At 69.6% G+C, this 16,783-nt stretch carries 17 protein-coding genes, 1 tRNA gene and 1 pseudogene; 11 read left to right on the top strand and 8 right to left on the bottom strand.

Annotated features, from left to right (window positions below):
* Positions 1–242 precede the first annotated feature (242 nt).
* A complete protein-coding gene (locus AC07F0_RS06170) occupies positions 243–917 on the top strand; it encodes a Crp/Fnr family transcriptional regulator (protein WP_010031945.1) in 675 nt (224 codons plus the stop codon).
* A 76-nt stretch (positions 918–993) separates the two neighbouring features.
* Here AC07F0_RS06170 and AC07F0_RS06165 read toward each other — a convergent pair whose 3' ends face one another.
* The 4 genes from AC07F0_RS06165 to AC07F0_RS06150 form a co-directional block, all read right to left on the bottom strand.
* On the bottom strand, positions 994–1,824 hold the full coding sequence (locus AC07F0_RS06165) for an MBL fold metallo-hydrolase (RefSeq protein ID WP_478974837.1): 831 nt from the start codon (positions 1,822–1,824) through the stop codon (positions 994–996).
* The gene (locus AC07F0_RS06160; protein ID WP_478974834.1) at positions 1,821–2,699 is read right to left on the bottom strand and encodes an NUDIX hydrolase; all 879 of its coding nucleotides are present in this window, start codon (positions 2,697–2,699) and stop codon (positions 1,821–1,823) included. Before AC07F0_RS06160 ends, AC07F0_RS06165 begins: the two co-directional genes overlap by 4 nt.
* 81 nt (positions 2,700–2,780) lie before the next feature.
* Complete coding sequence (locus AC07F0_RS06155) at positions 2,781–3,242, bottom strand: RidA family protein (protein ID WP_010031952.1); 462 nt, start codon at positions 3,240–3,242, stop codon at positions 2,781–2,783.
* Positions 3,242–3,400, bottom strand: a complete 159-nt coding sequence (locus AC07F0_RS06150; RefSeq protein ID WP_003991873.1) for a Sp36 family protein — start codon at positions 3,398–3,400, stop codon at positions 3,242–3,244. Before AC07F0_RS06150 ends, AC07F0_RS06155 begins: the two co-directional genes overlap by 1 nt.
* Positions 3,401–3,529: 129 nt before the next feature.
* On the opposite strand from AC07F0_RS06150, the gene bagA reads away from it, so the two are divergent.
* Together bagA and bagB are read left to right on the top strand one after the other, a co-directional pair.
* Positions 3,530–4,507 carry an ATPase BagA gene (bagA, locus tag AC07F0_RS06145; protein WP_436729972.1) on the top strand — a complete coding sequence of 326 codons (978 nt, stop codon included), beginning with the start codon at positions 3,530–3,532 and terminating at the stop codon, positions 4,505–4,507.
* Positions 4,508–4,577: 70 nt separating this feature from the next.
* Positions 4,578–6,014, top strand: coding sequence for an ATPase BagB (gene bagB, locus AC07F0_RS06140; RefSeq protein WP_478974831.1), 1,437 nt, complete (start codon positions 4,578–4,580; stop codon positions 6,012–6,014).
* Positions 6,015–6,184: 170 nt separating this feature from the next.
* Here bagB and wblA read toward each other — a convergent pair whose 3' ends face one another.
* A complete protein-coding gene (wblA, locus tag AC07F0_RS06135) occupies positions 6,185–6,523 on the bottom strand; it encodes a transcriptional regulator WblA (RefSeq protein ID WP_010031964.1) in 339 nt (112 codons plus the stop codon).
* Between the two features lie 408 nt (positions 6,524–6,931).
* On the opposite strand from wblA, the gene AC07F0_RS06130 reads away from it, so the two are divergent.
* Complete coding sequence (locus tag AC07F0_RS06130; RefSeq protein ID WP_478974828.1) at positions 6,932–9,220, top strand: transglycosylase domain-containing protein; 2,289 nt, start codon at positions 6,932–6,934, stop codon at positions 9,218–9,220.
* 417 nt (positions 9,221–9,637) lie between these two features.
* On the opposite strand, the gene AC07F0_RS06125 is transcribed toward AC07F0_RS06130, so the two are convergent.
* On the bottom strand, positions 9,638–10,102 hold the full coding sequence (locus AC07F0_RS06125; protein WP_391086177.1) for a GatB/YqeY domain-containing protein: 465 nt from the start codon (positions 10,100–10,102) through the stop codon (positions 9,638–9,640).
* Between the two features lie 147 nt (positions 10,103–10,249).
* Here AC07F0_RS06125 and AC07F0_RS06120 point away from each other — a divergent pair, with 147 nt between their 5' ends.
* From AC07F0_RS06120 to AC07F0_RS06105, 4 genes are all read left to right on the top strand, one after another.
* Positions 10,250–11,176: a metallophosphoesterase gene (locus AC07F0_RS06120; RefSeq protein ID WP_478974825.1), complete on the top strand. Its 927-nt coding sequence runs from the start codon at positions 10,250–10,252 to the stop codon at positions 11,174–11,176.
* Between the two features lie 114 nt (positions 11,177–11,290).
* Positions 11,291–12,064 (top strand): Pr6Pr family membrane protein, encoded by a 774-nt coding sequence (locus tag AC07F0_RS06115; RefSeq protein ID WP_478974823.1) that lies wholly within the window; start codon positions 11,291–11,293, stop codon positions 12,062–12,064.
* A gap of 47 nt (positions 12,065–12,111) precedes the next feature.
* Positions 12,112–12,185, top strand: a tRNA-Pro gene (locus tag AC07F0_RS06110).
* 273 nt (positions 12,186–12,458) lie between these two features.
* Positions 12,459–13,247 (top strand): DUF1883 domain-containing protein, encoded by a 789-nt coding sequence (locus AC07F0_RS06105; RefSeq protein ID WP_478974820.1) that lies wholly within the window; start codon positions 12,459–12,461, stop codon positions 13,245–13,247.
* 506 nt (positions 13,248–13,753) lie between these two features.
* Here the strand turns inward: AC07F0_RS06105 and AC07F0_RS06100 are convergent.
* Positions 13,754–13,966 carry a hypothetical protein gene (locus AC07F0_RS06100; RefSeq protein WP_478974817.1) on the bottom strand — a complete coding sequence of 71 codons (213 nt, stop codon included), beginning with the start codon at positions 13,964–13,966 and terminating at the stop codon, positions 13,754–13,756.
* Here AC07F0_RS06100 and AC07F0_RS06095 point away from each other — a divergent pair.
* Positions 13,959–14,672 (top strand): hypothetical protein, encoded by a 714-nt coding sequence (locus AC07F0_RS06095; protein WP_478974814.1) that lies wholly within the window; start codon positions 13,959–13,961, stop codon positions 14,670–14,672. The two genes, AC07F0_RS06100 and AC07F0_RS06095, sit on opposite strands and share 8 nt — an antisense overlap.
* A 284-nt stretch (positions 14,673–14,956) precedes the next feature.
* On the opposite strand, the gene AC07F0_RS06090 is transcribed toward AC07F0_RS06095, so the two are convergent.
* Complete coding sequence (locus AC07F0_RS06090) at positions 14,957–15,799, bottom strand: PE-PGRS family protein (RefSeq protein WP_478974811.1); 843 nt, start codon at positions 15,797–15,799, stop codon at positions 14,957–14,959.
* A 21-nt stretch (positions 15,800–15,820) separates the two neighbouring features.
* Here AC07F0_RS06090 and AC07F0_RS06085 point away from each other — a divergent pair, with 21 nt between their 5' ends.
* Positions 15,821–16,543, top strand: a complete 723-nt coding sequence (locus AC07F0_RS06085; protein WP_478974808.1) for a hypothetical protein — start codon at positions 15,821–15,823, stop codon at positions 16,541–16,543.
* A 7-nt stretch (positions 16,544–16,550) separates the two neighbouring features.
* A pseudogene (locus AC07F0_RS06080) lies at positions 16,551–16,777 on the top strand (hypothetical protein); the annotation flags it as partial.
* Between the last annotated feature and the right edge of the window lie 6 nt (positions 16,778–16,783).

The raw sequence follows: 16,783 nt of genomic DNA, 5'->3' as shown, positions 1-16,783 counted from the left end.
GCCCCCTCGGCCTGTGCTCTCACCGGCGATTTGGACACCCGGCCAGCCTAAGGCCCGGCACCGACATCCGCCCCGGACCCCGAAGATCGGCGTCCAATTGGACCCCTGCCGCGTACCCCGGGACATGTGTGCGGCATCCTTGTGACAGATCACACTGTTTGGACCGTCCGGCAAAATGGGCACCACGGTGCCTTGGTACGCGGGGGCGACAGCCCCTGAGCAGGTCGACAAGGAGAGAACTCGTGGACGACGTTCTGCGGCGCAATCCGCTCTTCGCGGCGCTCGACGACGAGCAGGCCGCGGAGCTCCGCGCCTCCATGAGTGAGGTGACCCTCGCGCGCGGTGACTCGCTGTTCCACGAGGGTGACCCCGGCGACCGCCTGTACGTGGTCACGGAGGGGAAGGTCAAGCTCCACCGCACGTCCCCCGACGGCCGCGAGAACATGCTGGCCGTGGTCGGCCCCGGCGAGCTCATCGGCGAGCTGTCGCTGTTCGACCCGGGCCCGCGCACCGCGACCGCCACGGCGCTGACCGAGGTCAAGCTGCTCGGCCTCGGCCACGGCGACCTCCAGCCCTGGCTGAACGCCCGCCCCGAGGTGGCCACGGCGCTCCTGCGCGCCGTCGCACGCCGGCTGCGCAAGACCAACGACGCGATGTCCGACCTCGTCTTCTCGGACGTCCCGGGCCGTGTCGCCCGGGCCCTGCTGGACCTCTCGCGCCGGTTCGGCGTGCAGTCCGAGGAGGGCATCCACGTCGTCCACGACCTCACGCAGGAGGAGCTGGCGCAGCTCGTCGGCGCCTCCCGCGAGACGGTCAACAAGGCGCTGGCGGACTTCGCCCAGCGCGGCTGGCTGCGCCTGGAGGCCCGCGCGGTGATCCTCCTGGACGTGGAACGCCTCGCCAAGCGCTCGCGCTGACGCGCACGCACCCTGGCCGTACGACACCGGGCCCCGTCTCCTCGTGAGACGGGGCCCGACGTCGTACGGGGCACGGTCAGATGAGCCCGTGCTCCTCCAGGTAGTCCAACTGCGCCCGTACCGACAGTTCCGCCGCCGGCCACAGGGAGCGGTCCACGTCGGCGTAGACGTGGGCGACGACCTGCCCGGGGGTGCGGTAGCCGTCCTCGACGGCCGTTTCGACCTGGGCCAGGCGGTGTGCGCGGTGGGCGAGGTAGTACTCGACGGCGCCCTGGGCGTCCTCCAGGACCGGGCCGTGGCCCGGGAGCACCGTGTGGACGCCGTCGTCGACCGTGAGGGACCTCAGGCGCCGCAGGGTGTCCAGGTAGTCGCCGAGACGGCCGTCGGGGTGGGCCACGACCGTCGTCCCGCGCCCGAGGATCGTGTCGCCGGTCAGGACGGCCTGGTCCGCCGGGAGATGGAAGGACAGGGAGTCGGCGGTGTGGCCGGGCGTCGGGACGACCCTCAGTTCGAGGCCGCCGGTGGTGATCACGTCTCCGGCGGCCAGGCCCTCGTCGCCCAGCCGCAGTGCCGGATCGAGCGCACGCACGCGCGTGCCGGTCAGTTCCGCGAACCGGGCGGCGCCCGCCGCGTGGTCGGGATGACCGTGGGTCAGCAGGGTCAGGGCGACGCGCTTGCCGGCCTGCTCGGCCGTGGCGACGACACGGCGCAGGTGACCGTCGTCGAGGGGGCCCGGGTCGACCACCACCGCCAGGTCCGAGTCGGGCTCGGACAGGATCCAGGTGTTCGTGCCGTCCAGGGTCATCGCCGACGGGTTGGGGGCCAGGACGTTGACGGCCCGCGTGGTGGCGGGCCCCGAGAGGACCCCGCCGCGGGGCTGGCCGGGAAGGGCTGCTGCGTCCGTCATGCGCTGGCTCCACCGGTCGGGGCGTTCGGGATGTGCTTGGTGAACTCGTCGTGGCCCGGCCAGGAGAGCACGATCTCGCCGTCCACCAGGCGGGCGGTGGCCAGGACGGGCGTGAGGTCCCGCGCGGGGGCGGCCGCGAGCGCCTGGGCGGCCGTCTCGTACGCCGTCAGCTGACGCAGGGTCGCGATCGTCGGCGGCATCATCAGCAGCTCGCCCTTGTCGTACCCGGCCGCCGCCTCGCCCGGGGCGATCCACACCGTACGGTCGGCCTCCGTGGAGGCGTTGCGGGTGCGCTGCCCCGCGGGGAGGGCGGCCACGAAGAACCAGGTGTCGTAGCGGCGGGCCTCGAACTCCGGGGTGATCCAGCGGGTCCAGGCACCGAGCAGGTCGGAGCGCAGGACCAGGCCGCGGCGGTCCAGGAAATCCGCGAAGGACAGCTCCCGGGCGACCAGGGCGGCACGGTCGGCCTCCCAGCCGGCGCCGGTGGTGTCGCCGACGACCGAGTCGGGCGTCTCGCCGGCGAGCAGCACGCCCGCCTCCTCGTACGTCTCCCGGACGGCCGCGCAGACGATCGCCTGGGCCGTCGTCTCGTCGACGCCGAGCCGGTCCGCCCACCACGCGCGCGTGGGGCCCGCCCAGCGGACCTGGTGGTCGTCGTCCCGGGGGTCGACGCCGCCGCCCGGATAGGCGTACGCGCCTCCGGCGAAAGCCATGGAGGCGCGTCGGCGCAGCATGTGGACGGCGGGGCCGGTGCCGGTGTCCTTCAGGAGCATGACGGTGGCCGCGCGCTTGGGGGGCACCGGGGTGAGGGTGCCGGCCGCGAGTGCGCGGATGCGGTCCGGCCACTCCGGGGGGTACCACTGACCGTTCGCCATGGGCGCGAGGCTATCCCGTGACGGGCGGATGTTCGAGTGGCCCCGGGGACGGATTCCGCAGCTAGGACCACCGAAAGCGGGTCAGGCGAGCTCCACCTGGATCTCGACCTCCACCGGTGCGTCCAGCGGCAGCACCGCCACGCCCACCGCGCTGCGCGCGTGCACGCCCTTGTCGCCGAGGACCTCGCCGAGCAGCTCGCTGGCGCCGTTCAGCACCGCGGGCTGGCCGGTGAAGTCCGAGGCCGAGGCCACGAAGCCGACGACCTTGACCACGCGCGCGATGCGGTCCAGGTCACCGGCGACGGACTTGACGGCGGCCAGGGCGTTCAGCGCACACGTGCGTGCCAGCTCCTTGGCCTCCTCCGGGGTGACCTCCGCACCGACCTTGCCGGTGACCGGAAGCTTGCCCTCCACCATCGGGAGCTGCCCGGCGGTGTAGACGTACGGCCCGGACTGCACGGCCGGCTGGTACGCGGCGAGCGGCGGGACGACGTCGGGCAGGGTCAGGCCCAGCTCGGCCAGTTTCGCCTCGACGGCGCCCATTACTGCTTCTCCCGCTTCAGGTAGGCCACGAGCTGCTCGGGGTTGTTCGGCCCGGGCACGACCTGGACGAGCTCCCAGCCGTCCTCGCCCCAGGTGTCCAGAATCTGCTTCGTGGCGTGGACGAGCAGCGGCACGGTTGCGTATTCCCACTTGGTCATGCGGCCGACTCTAGCCGCTGCCGGAGAGGGGTCACGCGGCCGACCACGCCCCGGGCGTCCGCCCGCCTCGCCGACGGTTATCCACAGCCTCCCGCGTAGCCCGGGCACGGACTGGTTAGGCTCGAATACGTGAGCAGGCTCCAGGTCGTCAGCGGCAAGGGCGGTACCGGCAAGACCACGGTGGCCGCGGCCCTAGCGCTGGCCCTGGCCACGGAGGGGAAGCGGACGCTTCTCGTCGAGGTCGAGGGCCGCCAGGGAATCGCGCAGCTCTTCGAAACGGAGGCGCTGCCTTATGAGGAACGGAAGATCGCGGTCGCTCCCGGGGGCGGGGAGGTGTACGCGCTGGCCATCGACCCCGAACTGGCCCTTCTGGACTACCTCCAGATGTTCTACAAACTGGGGGGCGCCGGGCGGGCCCTGAAGAAGCTCGGCGCGATCGACTTCGCCACCACCATCGCGCCCGGCCTGAGGGACGTACTCCTCACCGGCAAGGCGTGCGAGGCGGTACGGCGCAAGGACAAGAGCGGGCGGTTCGCCTACGACTACGTCGTCATGGACGCCCCGCCCACCGGCCGCATCACGCGCTTCCTCAACGTCAACGACGAGGTCGCCGGGCTCGCCAAGATCGGCCCGATACACAATCAGGCCCAGGCCGTAATGCGGGTGCTGAAGTCGCCGGAGACGGCCGTGCACCTGGTGACGCTGCTGGAGGAGATGCCCGTCCAGGAAACGGTGGACGGCATCGCCGAGCTGCGGTCGGCGCGGCTGCCGGTGGGGCGGATCATCGTGAACATGGTGCGGCCGGAGGTGTTGGACGCGGACGACCTGGAACTCGTCCGGACGGTCCCGCGTTCCACGGTTGCGCGGTCGCTGTCGTCCGCCGGGCTCGGCGGGGCGCGGCGCGGCGGGCGCGCGGAGCGGCTGGTGGATCCGCTGCTCAGGCAGGCCGAGGAGTACGCCGAGCGGTACGCGCTGGAGCACGAGCAGCGCGCGGTCCTCACCGAGCTGGGCCTGCCACTGCACGAATTGCCGCTGTTCGCCGAGGGCATGGACCTGGCGGGGCTGTACGAGCTGGCCCGCGAGCTGCGCGAGCAGGGCATGTCATGAGCCGGGAAGGCTCCGGCCCCGGGAACAGCACACAGGCAAGGCCCGTCATGAGTCGGAAGCAGGGGATGTCATGAGTCGTCCGGACCCGGCCCACACCCACGACCCGGCCCGCCACCACCTGTCCCCCGCGCGCGTGCTCGACATCGACCCGCTGCTGGAGGACCCGAAGACCCGCATCGTGGTGTGCTGCGGCTCGGGCGGGGTCGGCAAGACCACGACCGCGGCGGCCCTGGGGCTGCGCGCGGCCGAGCGGGGCCGCAAGGTCGTCGTCCTCACCATCGACCCGGCCCGCCGGCTCGCCCAGTCCATGGGCATCGACTCCCTCGACAACACCCCACGCCGGGTGAAGGGCATCGACGACTCCGCGGGCGGCGAGCTGCACGCGATGATGCTCGACATGAAGCGCACCTTCGACGAGATCGTCGAGGCGCACGCGGATCCCGAGCGGGCCGCCGCGATCTTGGGCAACCCCTTCTACCAGTCGCTCTCGGCGGGCTTCGCGGGCACGCAGGAGTACATGGCGATGGAGAAGCTCGGGCAGCTTCGGGCCAGGGACGAGTGGGACCTGATCGTCGTCGACACCCCACCCTCCCGCTCGGCGCTGGACTTCCTGGACGCGCCCAAGCGGCTCGGGTCGTTCCTGGACGGGCGGCTGATCCGGCTGCTGACGGCACCGGCGAAGCTGGGCGGCCGCGCCGGCATGAAGTTCCTGAACGTCGGGATGTCGATGATGACCGGCACCCTCGGCAAGCTGCTCGGCGGCCAGCTCCTCAAGGACGTCCAGACGTTCGTGTCCGCGATGGACACGACCTTCGGCGGGTTCCGCACGCGTGCGGACGCCACGTACAAGCTGCTCCAGGCGCCCGGCACGGCCTTCCTCGTGGTGGCGGCCCCGGAGCGGGACGCGCTGCGCGAGGCCGCGTACTTCGTGGAGCGGCTGGCCGCGGAGAACATGCCGCTCGCCGGGCTGGTGCTCAACCGGGTCCACGGCAGCGGCGCCGGCCGGCTGTCGGCCGAGCGGGCGCTCGCCGCCGCGGAAAATCTTGAAGAGCCCCGCATTGTCGATCAGGAGGACGGGAAAGCAGTACTTCGTAACTCCCCCGACACGTATGACAGTTCAGGCTCTCCCACATCCGGAACACCAGCTCAGGCTGTTGCTGAGGCTTCTGACGGTGGCTCCCCCGCCGAGGACGCCGAGGACGCTGAGAACACCCAGAACACCGAGAACGCCGAGCGGTCCGTCGACCAGCTCACGGCGGGCCTGCTCAGGCTGCACGCCGACCGTATGCAGCTGCTCTCCCGTGAGCAGCGCACGCGTGACCGCTTCACCGCGCTCCACCCCGAGGTGGCCGTGACGGAAGTGGGCGCGCTGCCCGGCGATGTGCACGATCTCGCGGGACTGCGCGACATCGGCGACCGGCTCGCGGCGGACGAGCGCGAGCTTCCCGGCCCCGCCGACGACTCCGGGCTGCCGGACGCGGACACCCGGCCCGAGGCGAGCGCCTGAGCCCAGACCCGAGGCGAGCACCTGAGCACAAGTGCCCGCCCGAGGCGAGAGCTGGGCACGTACCTGAGCAAGTGCCTGCGGGCATCTGAGCAAGTGCCTGCGGGCAACCCGGTGATGGCGAAGGGCCCGTACCGGGCCCTCGGCCCTTCGGAGCTCCCGGAGGGAACCCCTCAGCTCACCGCCGCGTAGTTCTCGTAGACCTCGTCGTCGTCGAGGGGCACGATGCCCGTGCCGCGCTCGTACTCCGTACGCGCCGTCTCCAGCAGCCGGCGCCAGGAGGTCACGGTGGGCCGCCTGCGCAGCAGTGCGCGGCGCTCCCGCTCCGTCATGCCTCCCCACACGCCGAACTCGACGCGGTTGTCCAGCGCGTCGGCCAGGCACTCCGTGCGCACCGGGCATCCGGTGCACACCGCCTTGGCCCTGTTCTGCGCCGCTCCTTGAACGAACAGTTCATCCGGATCGGTAGTGCGGCAGGCCGCCTGCGCACTCCAGTCGACTACCCAGCCCATACCGGCGCCGTCCTCTCCCGAATCGAGGCTCCCCCACGGCGGCAGCGGCATATTCACCGCCGCCAGTTGAGGACGTTACGGAAGGTGGGCACAGCGCAACACCCCCAGCGGGCCCAATCTTGAATGGTCCGAACGGACTATGGGTAAGCGGCAGATCACCCGGGGGAGTGAGCTGGCGACATACGTAACTTTCCCGGCAAACCAGGACAGTTCGCATGCGTCACAACGGACGCCGTATGACACACAAGGCGAATCCGGACACGACCCCACCAAAAAAGTTGGGGAACACCCGGAACGATTCGGGGTCGCCGGACGTATTGATACGTGGCCTCACTGCCGTGACAGTTAAGAGCAGCTTAGGCCAAGGCCTATACGCCTGTCCGGCGAATGAGAACGTAGGCTGCTCTCATGCCAAAGAAGCGCTCGGGCGGTGGTCTGTCTCCCACGCAACAGGCCGCCAAGTTCCTCGGTGTCAGTGTTCTCGCGGGAGCCGTGCTGGCCGGTATCGCGCTGCCCGCGGTGGGCGCGCTGGGGCTGGCGGCGAAGGGATCGGTCGAGAGCTTCGACGAACTCCCGGCCACCATGAAGACCCCGCCCCTGAGCCAGCGCACCACGATCCTCGACGCCGACGGCGGCCAGATCGCCACGGTCTACTCGCGCGACCGCACGGTGGTCCCCCTCAAGGACATCTCGCCGTACATGCAGAAGGCGATCGTCGCGATCGAGGACTCGCGCTTCTACCAGCACGGCGCGGTCGACCTGAAGGGCGTGCTGCGGGCCCTCAACAAGAACGCGCGCAGCGGTGAGGTCGCCCAGGGCGCCTCGACCCTGACGCAGCAGTATGTGAAGAACGTCTTCGTCGAGGAGGCCGGCGACGACCCGACGAAGGTCGCGCAGGCCACCCAGCAGACCATCGGCCGCAAGATCCGCGAACTGAAGTACGCGATCCAGGTCGAGGAGGAGCTCGGGAAGAAGAAGATCCTCGAGAACTACCTGAACATCACGTTCTTCGGCCAGCAGGCCTACGGCATCGAGGCCGCGGCCCGGCGCTACTTCTCCAAGTCCGCCAAGGACCTGAACGTGCAGGAGGCGGCCCTCCTCGCCGGCATCGTCCAGTCGCCCAGCCGGTACGACCCGGTCAACGACGAGGCGGAGGCCACCAAGCGCCGCAACACCGTGCTCCGGCGCATGGCCGACGTCGGCGACATCTCCCGGGCGCAGGCCGCCGAAGCGATGAAGGCGCCGCTGGGCCTGAAGGTCAGCAAGCCCAAGAACGGCTGCATCACGGCGGTCAAGGGTGCGGGCTTCTTCTGCGACTACGTGCGCGAGGTCTTCCTGAACGACCCGGTCTTCGGCAAGACCAAGGAGGCGCGGGCGAAGGTCTGGAACCAGGGCGGCCTGACGATCCGCACCACCCTCGACCCGCAGGCCCAGAAGTCGGCGCAGCGGTCGATCAAGGACCACGTCTACACGAGCGACGACGTGGCGACCGCGGCCACCCTCGTGGAACCCGGCACCGGGAAGATCGTCGCGATGGGCCAGTCGCGTCCGTACGGCGTCGACATCAAGAAGGGCCAGACGACCCTCAACCTGTCCGTCAACGACGACATGGGCGGCGGTGTCGGCTACCAGCCCGGTTCGACGTTCAAGCCGATCGTGGCCGCCGCGGCCCTCGAGGACGGCATGCCGGCGAACAAGGTGTACCCCTCGCCGTACGAAATGCAGTACCCGAGCCCGGTCGCGGTCTGCAACGGCAGGACCTGGAAGAACGATCCGAACAACCCCGCCAAGGTCGCCAACGAGAACAGGTCCGAGGTCGGTCCGTACGACATGCGGGAGGCGACCGCCAAGTCGGTCAACACCTACTACGTGCAGATGATCAGCGACATCGGCATCTGCCCGGTGACGAAGATGGCGAAGAAGATGGGCGTCGAGCGGGCCGACGGCAACAAGATGCCCCAGGTGCCCTCCATCGCCCTCGGCACCCAGGAGATGTCCCCGCTGACCATGGCGAACGCGTACGCCACGTTCGCCTCGCGCGGCATGTACTGCACGCCGGTCGCCATCGAGTCGATCAGCCAGCGCGTCGGCGACAGCAAGAAGTCGCTCCCGGTCCCGAAGTCGACCTGCTCGCGCGCGATGTCGGAGAAGACCGCCGACACCATCAACACGCTGCTGCGGGGCGTCGTCGAGGACGGTACGGGCAAGAAGGCCGGCCTCGGCAGCCGCCCCAGCGCCGGTAAGACCGGTACGACGGACGAGCGCTACGCGGCCTGGTTCGTGGGTTACACGCCGAACCTGGCCGGTGCCGTGTGGGTCGGCGACCCCGCGCACAAGCGGAAGATGGTCGGCATCAACATCGGCGGCGTCCCGTACGACAAGGTGTTCGGTGGCGAGGTCCCCGGGCCGATCTGGGGCGACATGATGACCGGCGCCCTGGAGGGCAAGCCCGTCGAGAACTTCAACACCGTCCACATCCCCGCCGGCGTCGACCGGGACCGCGGTGACGGCGACGACGAGGGCCGCGACGGCGGGGACAACGGCGACGACGACAACGACGGCTTCATCGGCGGCCTGGTCGGCGGCAACAACGGCGGCGGGGGCGACGAGACCTTCCCGACTCCTTCGTTCTCCATCCCGGAGGGGTTCTTCCGGGGCCAGGGCAACGGGGGTAACGGGAACGGGGGGCGCGGCTGACTCGGCTGACGCCTGACGAGGCTGAGGCGGCCGAGGCGGCCGAGGCGGCGCCTTGAACGCGGACGGCCCCTTCCCGCCGTACGGAGATCTTCGTACGGCGGGAAGGGGCCGCGTGTTTGTCAGCCGCAGTGCTGCCAGCCGATCGAGTCGTACGCGACGGTCCGGTCGTTGTACACGATCGACCGTCTCGACCCAGTCATCCCACCCTCGATTCGAACAAAGGTTCAGAGTCGGCTGACGGTACACCCGCCCCAGGGCGGGGTTTCGGAAATCACACTCCCGCGTCTGGGTGGCCGGGGTGGCGGGCGTCCGGGTGGCCAGGCGTCCGCGTGACCGAGTTGCCGGGCGGCCGCGGTCCGGGCGACCAGGGTCCGGGCGACCGCGGAACCAAGCGGCCAGCGGGTATCCGGGTCGCCCCTAGCCCGCGAGGGTCTTCTTCACGGCAGCGGCGACGCGGCCGCCCTCGGCCTGGCCCGCGACCTTCGGGTTCACGATCTTCATGACCGCACCCATGGCCCGCGGCCCCTCCGCCCCGGCCGCCTTGGCCTCCTCGACGGCCTGGGCGACGATCCGGTTCAGCTCGTCGTCACTGAGCTGCTTCGGCAGGTACGCGGCGAGCACCTCGCCCTCCGCCTTCTCCCGCTCCGCACTCTCGGCGCGACCACCCTGCGCGAAGGCCTCGGCCGCCTCACGGCGCTTCTTCGCCTCCCGGGTGATCACCTTCTGCACCTCGTCGTCGGAGAGCTCGCGCTTCTCCTTGCCCGCGACCTCCTCCTTGGTGATCGCGGCGAGGGTCAGCCGGAGCGTCGAGGAGCGGAGCTCGTCGCGCTCCTTGATCGCGGCGTTGAGGTCGTCCTGCAGCTTCGACTTGAGCGTGGTCATGAGGTTGATTGTCGCAGGTGCGGGCGGGCAGGCGCCCCTTCATTTGCGAGGTCGTGCGTCAACGGACGGCTGAAGGGCCGGGGACGTCAGGGGATTTCGGAGCACCGCCCGGCGGAGACGACCGGCGCGGTCTGACAGGATGGACGTATGCGCGCGCGATACGGAGTCCCCCTGGGAATCGCGGCGGCTGGTGCCGCCGGTCTGTTGTACTCGGCGGGCTTCGAGGCCCGCTCCTTCCGCCTCCGCCGGGTCACCGTCCCGGTCCTGCCCTCGGGAATGCGCCCCCTGCGCGTGCTGCAGGTCTCCGACATCCACATGGTCAGCGGCCAGCGCAAGAAGCAGCGCTGGCTGCGTTCCCTGGCGGGCCTGCGCCCCGACTTCGTGATCAACACGGGTGACAACCTCTCCGACGCGGGGGGCATCCCGGAGGTCCTGGACGCGCTCGGCCCCCTGATGGAGTTCCCGGGCGCGTACGTCTTCGGCTCCAACGACTACTACGGCCCGAGGTTCCGCAACCCCGCCCTCTACCTGTGGGAAAGGGTGCAGGGCCGCCACGGCCTGAACGGCAACCCGCCGGCCGTGGGCGTGGCGCACATCCCGTGGGAGGACATGCGGGACGCCTTCGACGCGGCGGGCTGGCTGAACCTGACCAACACACGAGGCACGCTCAAGGTCGACGGCGTCTCGCTGGAGCTGACAGGCCTGGACGACCCGCACATCAAGCGGGACCGCTACGAGCAGGTGGCCGGCGGCCCGTCGGACTCGGCCGATTTCTCCATGGGCGTGGTCCACGCGCCGTACCTGCGCGCGCTGGACGCCTTCACTGCCGACGGCTACCCCTTGATCCTGGCCGGCCACACCCACGGCGGCCAGGTGTGCGTTCCCTTCTACGGCGCCCTGGTCACCAACTGCGACCTGGACACGGACCGCGTGAAGGGCCTGTCCACGCACACGGCGGAGGGTCGTACGTCGTACCTGCACGTCTCGGCGGGCTGCGGCACGAACCGCTACACACCGGTACGGTTCGCGTGCCCGCCGGAGGCGACGTTGCTGACGCTGGTGGGGCGGGAGTAGCGGGCAGCGCCTGCCCATCGGCAGGACCCGGACGGGGCGGGCCTGCGCCGGCCCATTAACCCACACAGCCCGCCCAAAATCGCCCACTGTGTCCGCTTCTGTCAGCGTGACGGCATGACCGCCCCGATACCCCGGGACATACCGGATCTCCCCGCGATTCCGGGCAAGCCCGCGCTGAAGCCCTCCCCCGTCCCCGCCACGGCCGTCATCACCCCGGTCCGCCGCCCGGTGGCCGCGGCCTTCCGCCTGCTGGTCGCCCTCGCGGCAACCGCGAGCGTGACGGTCGAAATACTCCTGGGCGACGCGTCCCGGACCCTCGGCCACTTCGCGGTCCAGAGCAACATCCTCCTCGCACTGGTCATGACCCTCTCGGCCCGCCGAGCATGGTCGGCCGGCCGCCCACTGCCAGGAGCCGTCCTGGGCGCGACCCTGCTCTACGTCGTCATCACGGCCCTGGTGCACCACCTGCTCCTGGCGAACGAGGCGAGCCCGTTCTCCCTCACGGGCGAGGCCGCGGCAGCTCCGACGGGCTGGCAGGCCGTCGCCCACCACACCCTCCACACGCTCACCCCGATCGCGGCCGTACTGGACTGGCTCCTGCTCACGACCCCCGGCCGCCTGCACCTGCGCCAGGCCGGCACGTGGCTGCTCTACCCCCTGGCCTACCTGGCCTTCTCCCTCATCCGAGGCGAGCTGCTCCTCCCGGGCACCGCCGACCGCTACCTCTACCCCTTCCTGGACGTCGACCAGGACGGCTACAAGAAGGTCCTCGGCAACGCGCTCCTCCTCGGCCTCTCCTTCTACGCCCTGGCGATCCTCCTCGTGGCCCTCGACCACGCCCGCCCGAACCCCCTCCACCACCCCTGGAAAACCGGATTTCGTCTCTAGCCACCAGTGGGCTAAAGTAAACGTCGTCGCCGCGACAGCAGCGACATCGGGGTGTAGCGCAGCTTGGCAGCGCGCTTCGTTCGGGACGAAGAGGTCGTGGGTTCAAATCCCGCCACCCCGACAGTTGAAACACCAGGTCAGGGGCCTGATCCGCTCAGCGGGTCGGGCCCCTGAGTGGTTCCGGGGGCCCTTCTGGGAGCCATTTGGGAGCCGAGTTCGGGATCCGGCTCCCGGGCGGCTCCCACGAGCACTGCCAAGAATGACTCGTGCCTGACGGAAGTCGAGCGTCCAGCCGGCAGGGGCTTCCACCCTGCTTCAGGCAACATCACCCTCCGATTGTCAGTGGCGGTCCTTACCCTGAGACGTGCTCAGCCGCACGTCCCCAGGAGCACCCGTGGACCACCTCTACAAAGACCTCGGCAACCTCAAGAGAGGTTCCACGGTCATCGTCACCTTGCGCAACCAAGCCAACGTCCAGGTGATGATGCGCAGCGAGTACAGCAAGTACAAGTCGGGGAGGAGGTATAGATACCTGGGCGGTCGTGTCACTCGCTCTCCTCACCAGATCACCATCCCCAGCAACGGACACTGGGTCGTAGCCATCGACCTGGGCGGCTATTCCGGTCGTATCGCCGCTTCTGTCCAGATCCAACCGCCTCCGCGGGGTTTCCTGCCCCCGGCCCAGGAACCACAGGGCAACCCGGCCCGCTCCGTCGCAGTCCATGAGCCGGAGGAGCCTGCCGGAGACGTGCTGGGGGGCCAGACCTGGGATGTCTTCATCTCCCACGCGTCCGAGGACAAAGGAGCTGTTGCCAGACCCCTTCGAGATGCACTGACCAAGCTGGGTGTGACTGTCTGGCTCGACGAAGCCCAAATGCGGATCGGCCATAGCCTCCGCCGCAAGATCGATGAAGGGATCAGGGCAAGCCGATACGGAATCGTCGTGCTCTCGGAACCCTTCTTCGCCAAGGGCTGGACCAACCACGAACTCGACGGACTCGTCACCCGCAACGTGGCTGGCGAGCAGTCGCTCCTGCCGATCTGGCACAACCTGAGTGCTGATGATGTCCGGCGCTACAGTCCCTCCCTCGCAGACAAGGTGGCGATGAGCACCAGCGACTACTCCATCGAGGAGATCGCACAGCAGATCGCTGACGTGGTGCAAGAGGAAGGCGTCGCCTAACCCAGCGCGCCGGCACGCGGTCTCGGTGCCGCACCGACTTCCAGCGAGTGGTGGTGGCTGCTCAAGGACGTCGGCACACGAGCGTGCAGGAGGGATCACTGCGCAGAGCTTGTGCCGGGGCGAACACAGACGGTACGACGATCGCCATGCACCCATGGTCTCCGTTAAATGACCGGCAGTTCGCACTCCTCACTCGCATCGGGGACGGAACTGACCCCGTCACATCGGACAGCCCCGAGCTCGCCACCACGGCCCGTGCGCTCAAGGACTGCGGCTTGATTACTATGCCCAGAAGGAATGGGAAGTGGCAGGCGGAGATCACCGACGCGGGACGCTACTACCTGGAGCACGGTCACCATCCTGACCGCCCGGAGCCAGCTCCACGCAAGCCTCGTTCGCCGGCGCCTGAAGCCAAGGCGCCGACTGCCCCTCGCCCTCAGCAGGATGCCGCTCCCTCGGCGGAGACGAAGCCGGCCGCGCAGCGAGCCGTGAAACCCCCGCGCCCGTCACCAGCGGAAATCGGGGCGGCGCTGATCGCACAGGTGCAGGAAGCCGGGCGATTCCTTCGGATCCCGGACCCCAGCGACGAGGATCGGGCTCGCTATCGCAGGGCCTTCGACGCGGCGCGGCAGTGCGCTCCGGAGGGATACCACCTGAAGTACAGCGGGCGAGCGAAGGGCGATTTCTTCCTCGGCCTGCTCCGGGTGACCGGTGAGCACGACACCGAGTGGAACCGGTATCCGCCTGGCACGCAGCCGTGTGATCACCGACGTCGAGGACGTGCTCGCCGCAGTCACCGCGGACCACAGCGCCTTCGAGATCTCCGAGGAGGTCCTGCCGAGAGTGCTCACGCTGCTCCGGCTCCTCGCCGAGCAGGCGCTCGCACGGTACGGCGAGATCGCAGTGTCCAAGAAGCGCAAGCAGCCCAGGCCATTGCTCACCGTCCACGGCAGGACGTACGAGATCAGCTTCCGTGAACGGCAGAAGCAGGTCCGGTACGTACCCAAGCAGCCCGGCCGACGTACGTACGACTGGCAGCGGGTCACCCCGGCGCACAAGTTCGAGCCGTCCGGCGAGCTGGAGCTGGTGGTCGGCCAGCGCTCGGGCTACGGCTACGGCCACAGCTGGAAGAAGGAGTGGGCCGACACCGCCAAGAAGCCCTTGGAGGAGCAGATCGGTTCGGTCTTCCGGGCGTTGAAGGCGCGCGCGGAGCAGCAGGAGCGGGCTCGGCTGGAACGTGAGGCGGAGCAGCAGCGTCTGCGAGAGGAACGAAAGCGGCAGGAGGCAGAGCGCCGACGACTGGAAGCGGAGCGGGAGGAGCGCGAGCGTCGGGAGTGGGAGGCCGCCGTCAGCGCGGCTTCGACCAAGGCGGTCCACGCAGTACGGACCGAGCACTTCGCCACGGCCCTTGAGCAGTGGCGGTGAGATGCGGGCGTTCTGCGCCGCTCTGGATGAAGCCGCCGCCGCGTCGGAAGACGCCCTCGAAGCCGAGAGGCTGCATGAGTGGTCGGCTTGGGGGAAGGCAGAAGCCGACCGGCTCGACCCCACCATGAACGGCCAGGGCTTGGCTTCTCTCGACTTCCACGCAGAGCCCACGAGAGACCAACTGCGACCGTTCCTCAACGGCTGGCATCCGCACTGGCCGGAGAAAGAGGAGCCTCCGCCACAGCTCGCGCCACCCAAGCCGGAGCCGGACCCATGGCGCGGTTTTATCGACGCACGTCAGGATCGAGGCTGGAGATATGGACGCCAAGGTCGCGCTCAATGGTGGAGGCGATGACGCCATGTCCGCGGTCGCGTAGGGCCTTGACCGCCTTCTCGACCAGCTCCCCGAGCCGGATGACCTCGGCGCGCAGGGCAACCAACTCGTCGTAGCGGTCTGCCTTGTCCTCGCCGCACCACGCCCGGACGGTCCGCAACACGGCCGCCTCCGCGTCCAACTTGCGATCGTCCCGCCGACTGTAGGAGTACCAGGAGGGCTGGGCGCGCTCCTGCTCGATGTCCTGCTGCTTGCGGTCCACCTCCGGAAGGATCTCATCGGCGAGGCGGCCGGCCACATGGCGGGCGACGCGCTCGGTGACCGGCCACCCGGCCAGGCACATTCCGTGGCGGTTCTCGTACACCATGGCGTCTCCGCGGAGTTCGGCGGCATCAATGCCGATAAGCGGTGCCGTCTCGTCGAGTCGACCCAGCTCCAGAACCCCCGCGTCCGCCACCGTTCGGCGCAAGCGCAACTTGTTCTTCGGACGGACGAACCCGAAGATCACGCGGGCTGCCTCGAAAGCTGTGCTGCCTCGGACGTGGCGGGACGCCTCGACCAGTGCCAACTCCGCCGCGTCATCTGCGCGGAACGTATCGACGTCCGCCCACAGTGCTACGAGAGAGCCGGGACTTACCCATTCCTGCAGACCGGCGTCATCGCCATCGAGAAACCGGACGTGGATCCAACCCGGCCTGCCAGGGCCGCCCACTCGAACGACCTCCACCCGGCGAACCGCGCCGCCCAGCTCCTTCGGCCTCGCTCGGTATGTCCAGTGCTCGCCAATCTCCATGCGCCTATTGAGCCAGGTCTGTTGACCCCATCACCGGACACCTTCTACGACAACCTGCGCGCCTGCGGCGTCGAACCCACCGACAAGACAGCCGAAGGCGTCGGCATCCTTCCGCCCTACGCACCGCTCACCGCCGAGCCCGTGCGGGAACTCGCCCAGCACGCATGGTCCCTGGTCCGGCCCGCGATGCTCACCTGCCGGCCCGACTGGGCGACTTGGGCCGCCTGGCACCTGAGCATCGCCCTGGACCGCATCGGCATCCTGCTGGAGGACTCCACCAACTCCGACCGGAAGGTGGACGCGGGCGAGAGCCTTCTCGCGCTACTGGCTGCTGCCCAGGAGGCCGCGCAGAAGCACTGGGCGGAACTGGACACCCCCCGCAAAGAGCATCTGACGGCGTTTCGGACCGCCGTCCCCGTCGGGGGCGAGGGCCAGGCCGTGATCCACGGCGTCGAGCTGACCCTCGGCCTGTCAGGTTCCCGAGAGACCTTCAGCGTCAGGTTCGACCCCGATCCCTTCGAGCCCGCCGGATGGACCGCCGTGAGCAGCGACCACCCGCAGCTGGGCCCCCAGCTCACGGCCGCCGACCGCCTGGCGATCCAGACCGCCGTGCACACGCTCGGCCGCCTCCTCAACCGCCGCCTGTACCCGGACGACACCGACGGCAGTGACTCGGCGATGTCCGAGCCCAGCCCTACTGTTCCTCCCGTGCGGCCCTGGCCCGGTACGGACACCCGCGGGTGACTCGGCGGTCGGACTCGAAGGGCCTGAGCTGATCCCGATCACAGCTGCCTCCCTCGCCGAGTGGCAGCGGGCCCGCGACGCAGGCCGCCTCGGTGAGTACGACAGCAAGTTCGGGATCACAGCCGAGCTGCCCGTTTCGGAATGGGAAGGCCAGACCCCGAACAACTCGCCTACGAGGAGTTCGAGGAAGTCTGGGCTTCTGCCCGTCCGCAGATCGCGTCCCGGCCAATCTGACCTCTC

The sequence above is a fragment of the Streptomyces sp. NPDC045955 genome, assembly GCF_056430805.1.
The sequence above is the reverse complement of the archived record's forward strand: the minus strand, read 5'-3'. Positions and strand labels throughout refer to the sequence as shown.

What these genes read in the sequence shown, in the direction of transcription:
- AC07F0_RS06160 (WP_478974834.1), bottom strand. Translation starts at nt 2,699, where the DNA reads ATGGCGAACGGTCAGTGGTACCCCCCGGAGTGGCCGGACCGCATCCGC.
- AC07F0_RS06125 (WP_391086177.1), bottom strand. Translation starts at nt 10,102, where the DNA reads ATGACCACGCTCAAGTCGAAGCTGCAGGACGACCTCAACGCCGCGATC.
- bagB (WP_478974831.1), top strand. Translation starts at nt 4,578, where the DNA reads ATGAGTCGTCCGGACCCGGCCCACACCCACGACCCGGCCCGCCACCAC.
- AC07F0_RS06155 (WP_010031952.1), bottom strand. Translation starts at nt 3,242, where the DNA reads ATGGGCGCCGTCGAGGCGAAACTGGCCGAGCTGGGCCTGACCCTGCCC.
- AC07F0_RS06165 (WP_478974837.1), bottom strand. Translation starts at nt 1,824, where the DNA reads ATGACGGACGCAGCAGCCCTTCCCGGCCAGCCCCGCGGCGGGGTCCTC.
- AC07F0_RS06090 (WP_478974811.1), bottom strand. Translation starts at nt 15,799, where the DNA reads ATGGAGATTGGCGAGCACTGGACATACCGAGCGAGGCCGAAGGAGCTG.
- wblA (WP_010031964.1), bottom strand. Translation starts at nt 6,523, where the DNA reads ATGGGCTGGGTAGTCGACTGGAGTGCGCAGGCGGCCTGCCGCACTACC.
- AC07F0_RS06120 (WP_478974825.1), top strand. Translation starts at nt 10,250, where the DNA reads ATGCGCGCGCGATACGGAGTCCCCCTGGGAATCGCGGCGGCTGGTGCC.
- AC07F0_RS06150 (WP_003991873.1), bottom strand. Translation starts at nt 3,400, where the DNA reads ATGACCAAGTGGGAATACGCAACCGTGCCGCTGCTCGTCCACGCCACG.
- AC07F0_RS06130 (WP_478974828.1), top strand. Translation starts at nt 6,932, where the DNA reads ATGCCAAAGAAGCGCTCGGGCGGTGGTCTGTCTCCCACGCAACAGGCC.
- AC07F0_RS06115 (WP_478974823.1), top strand. Translation starts at nt 11,291, where the DNA reads ATGACCGCCCCGATACCCCGGGACATACCGGATCTCCCCGCGATTCCG.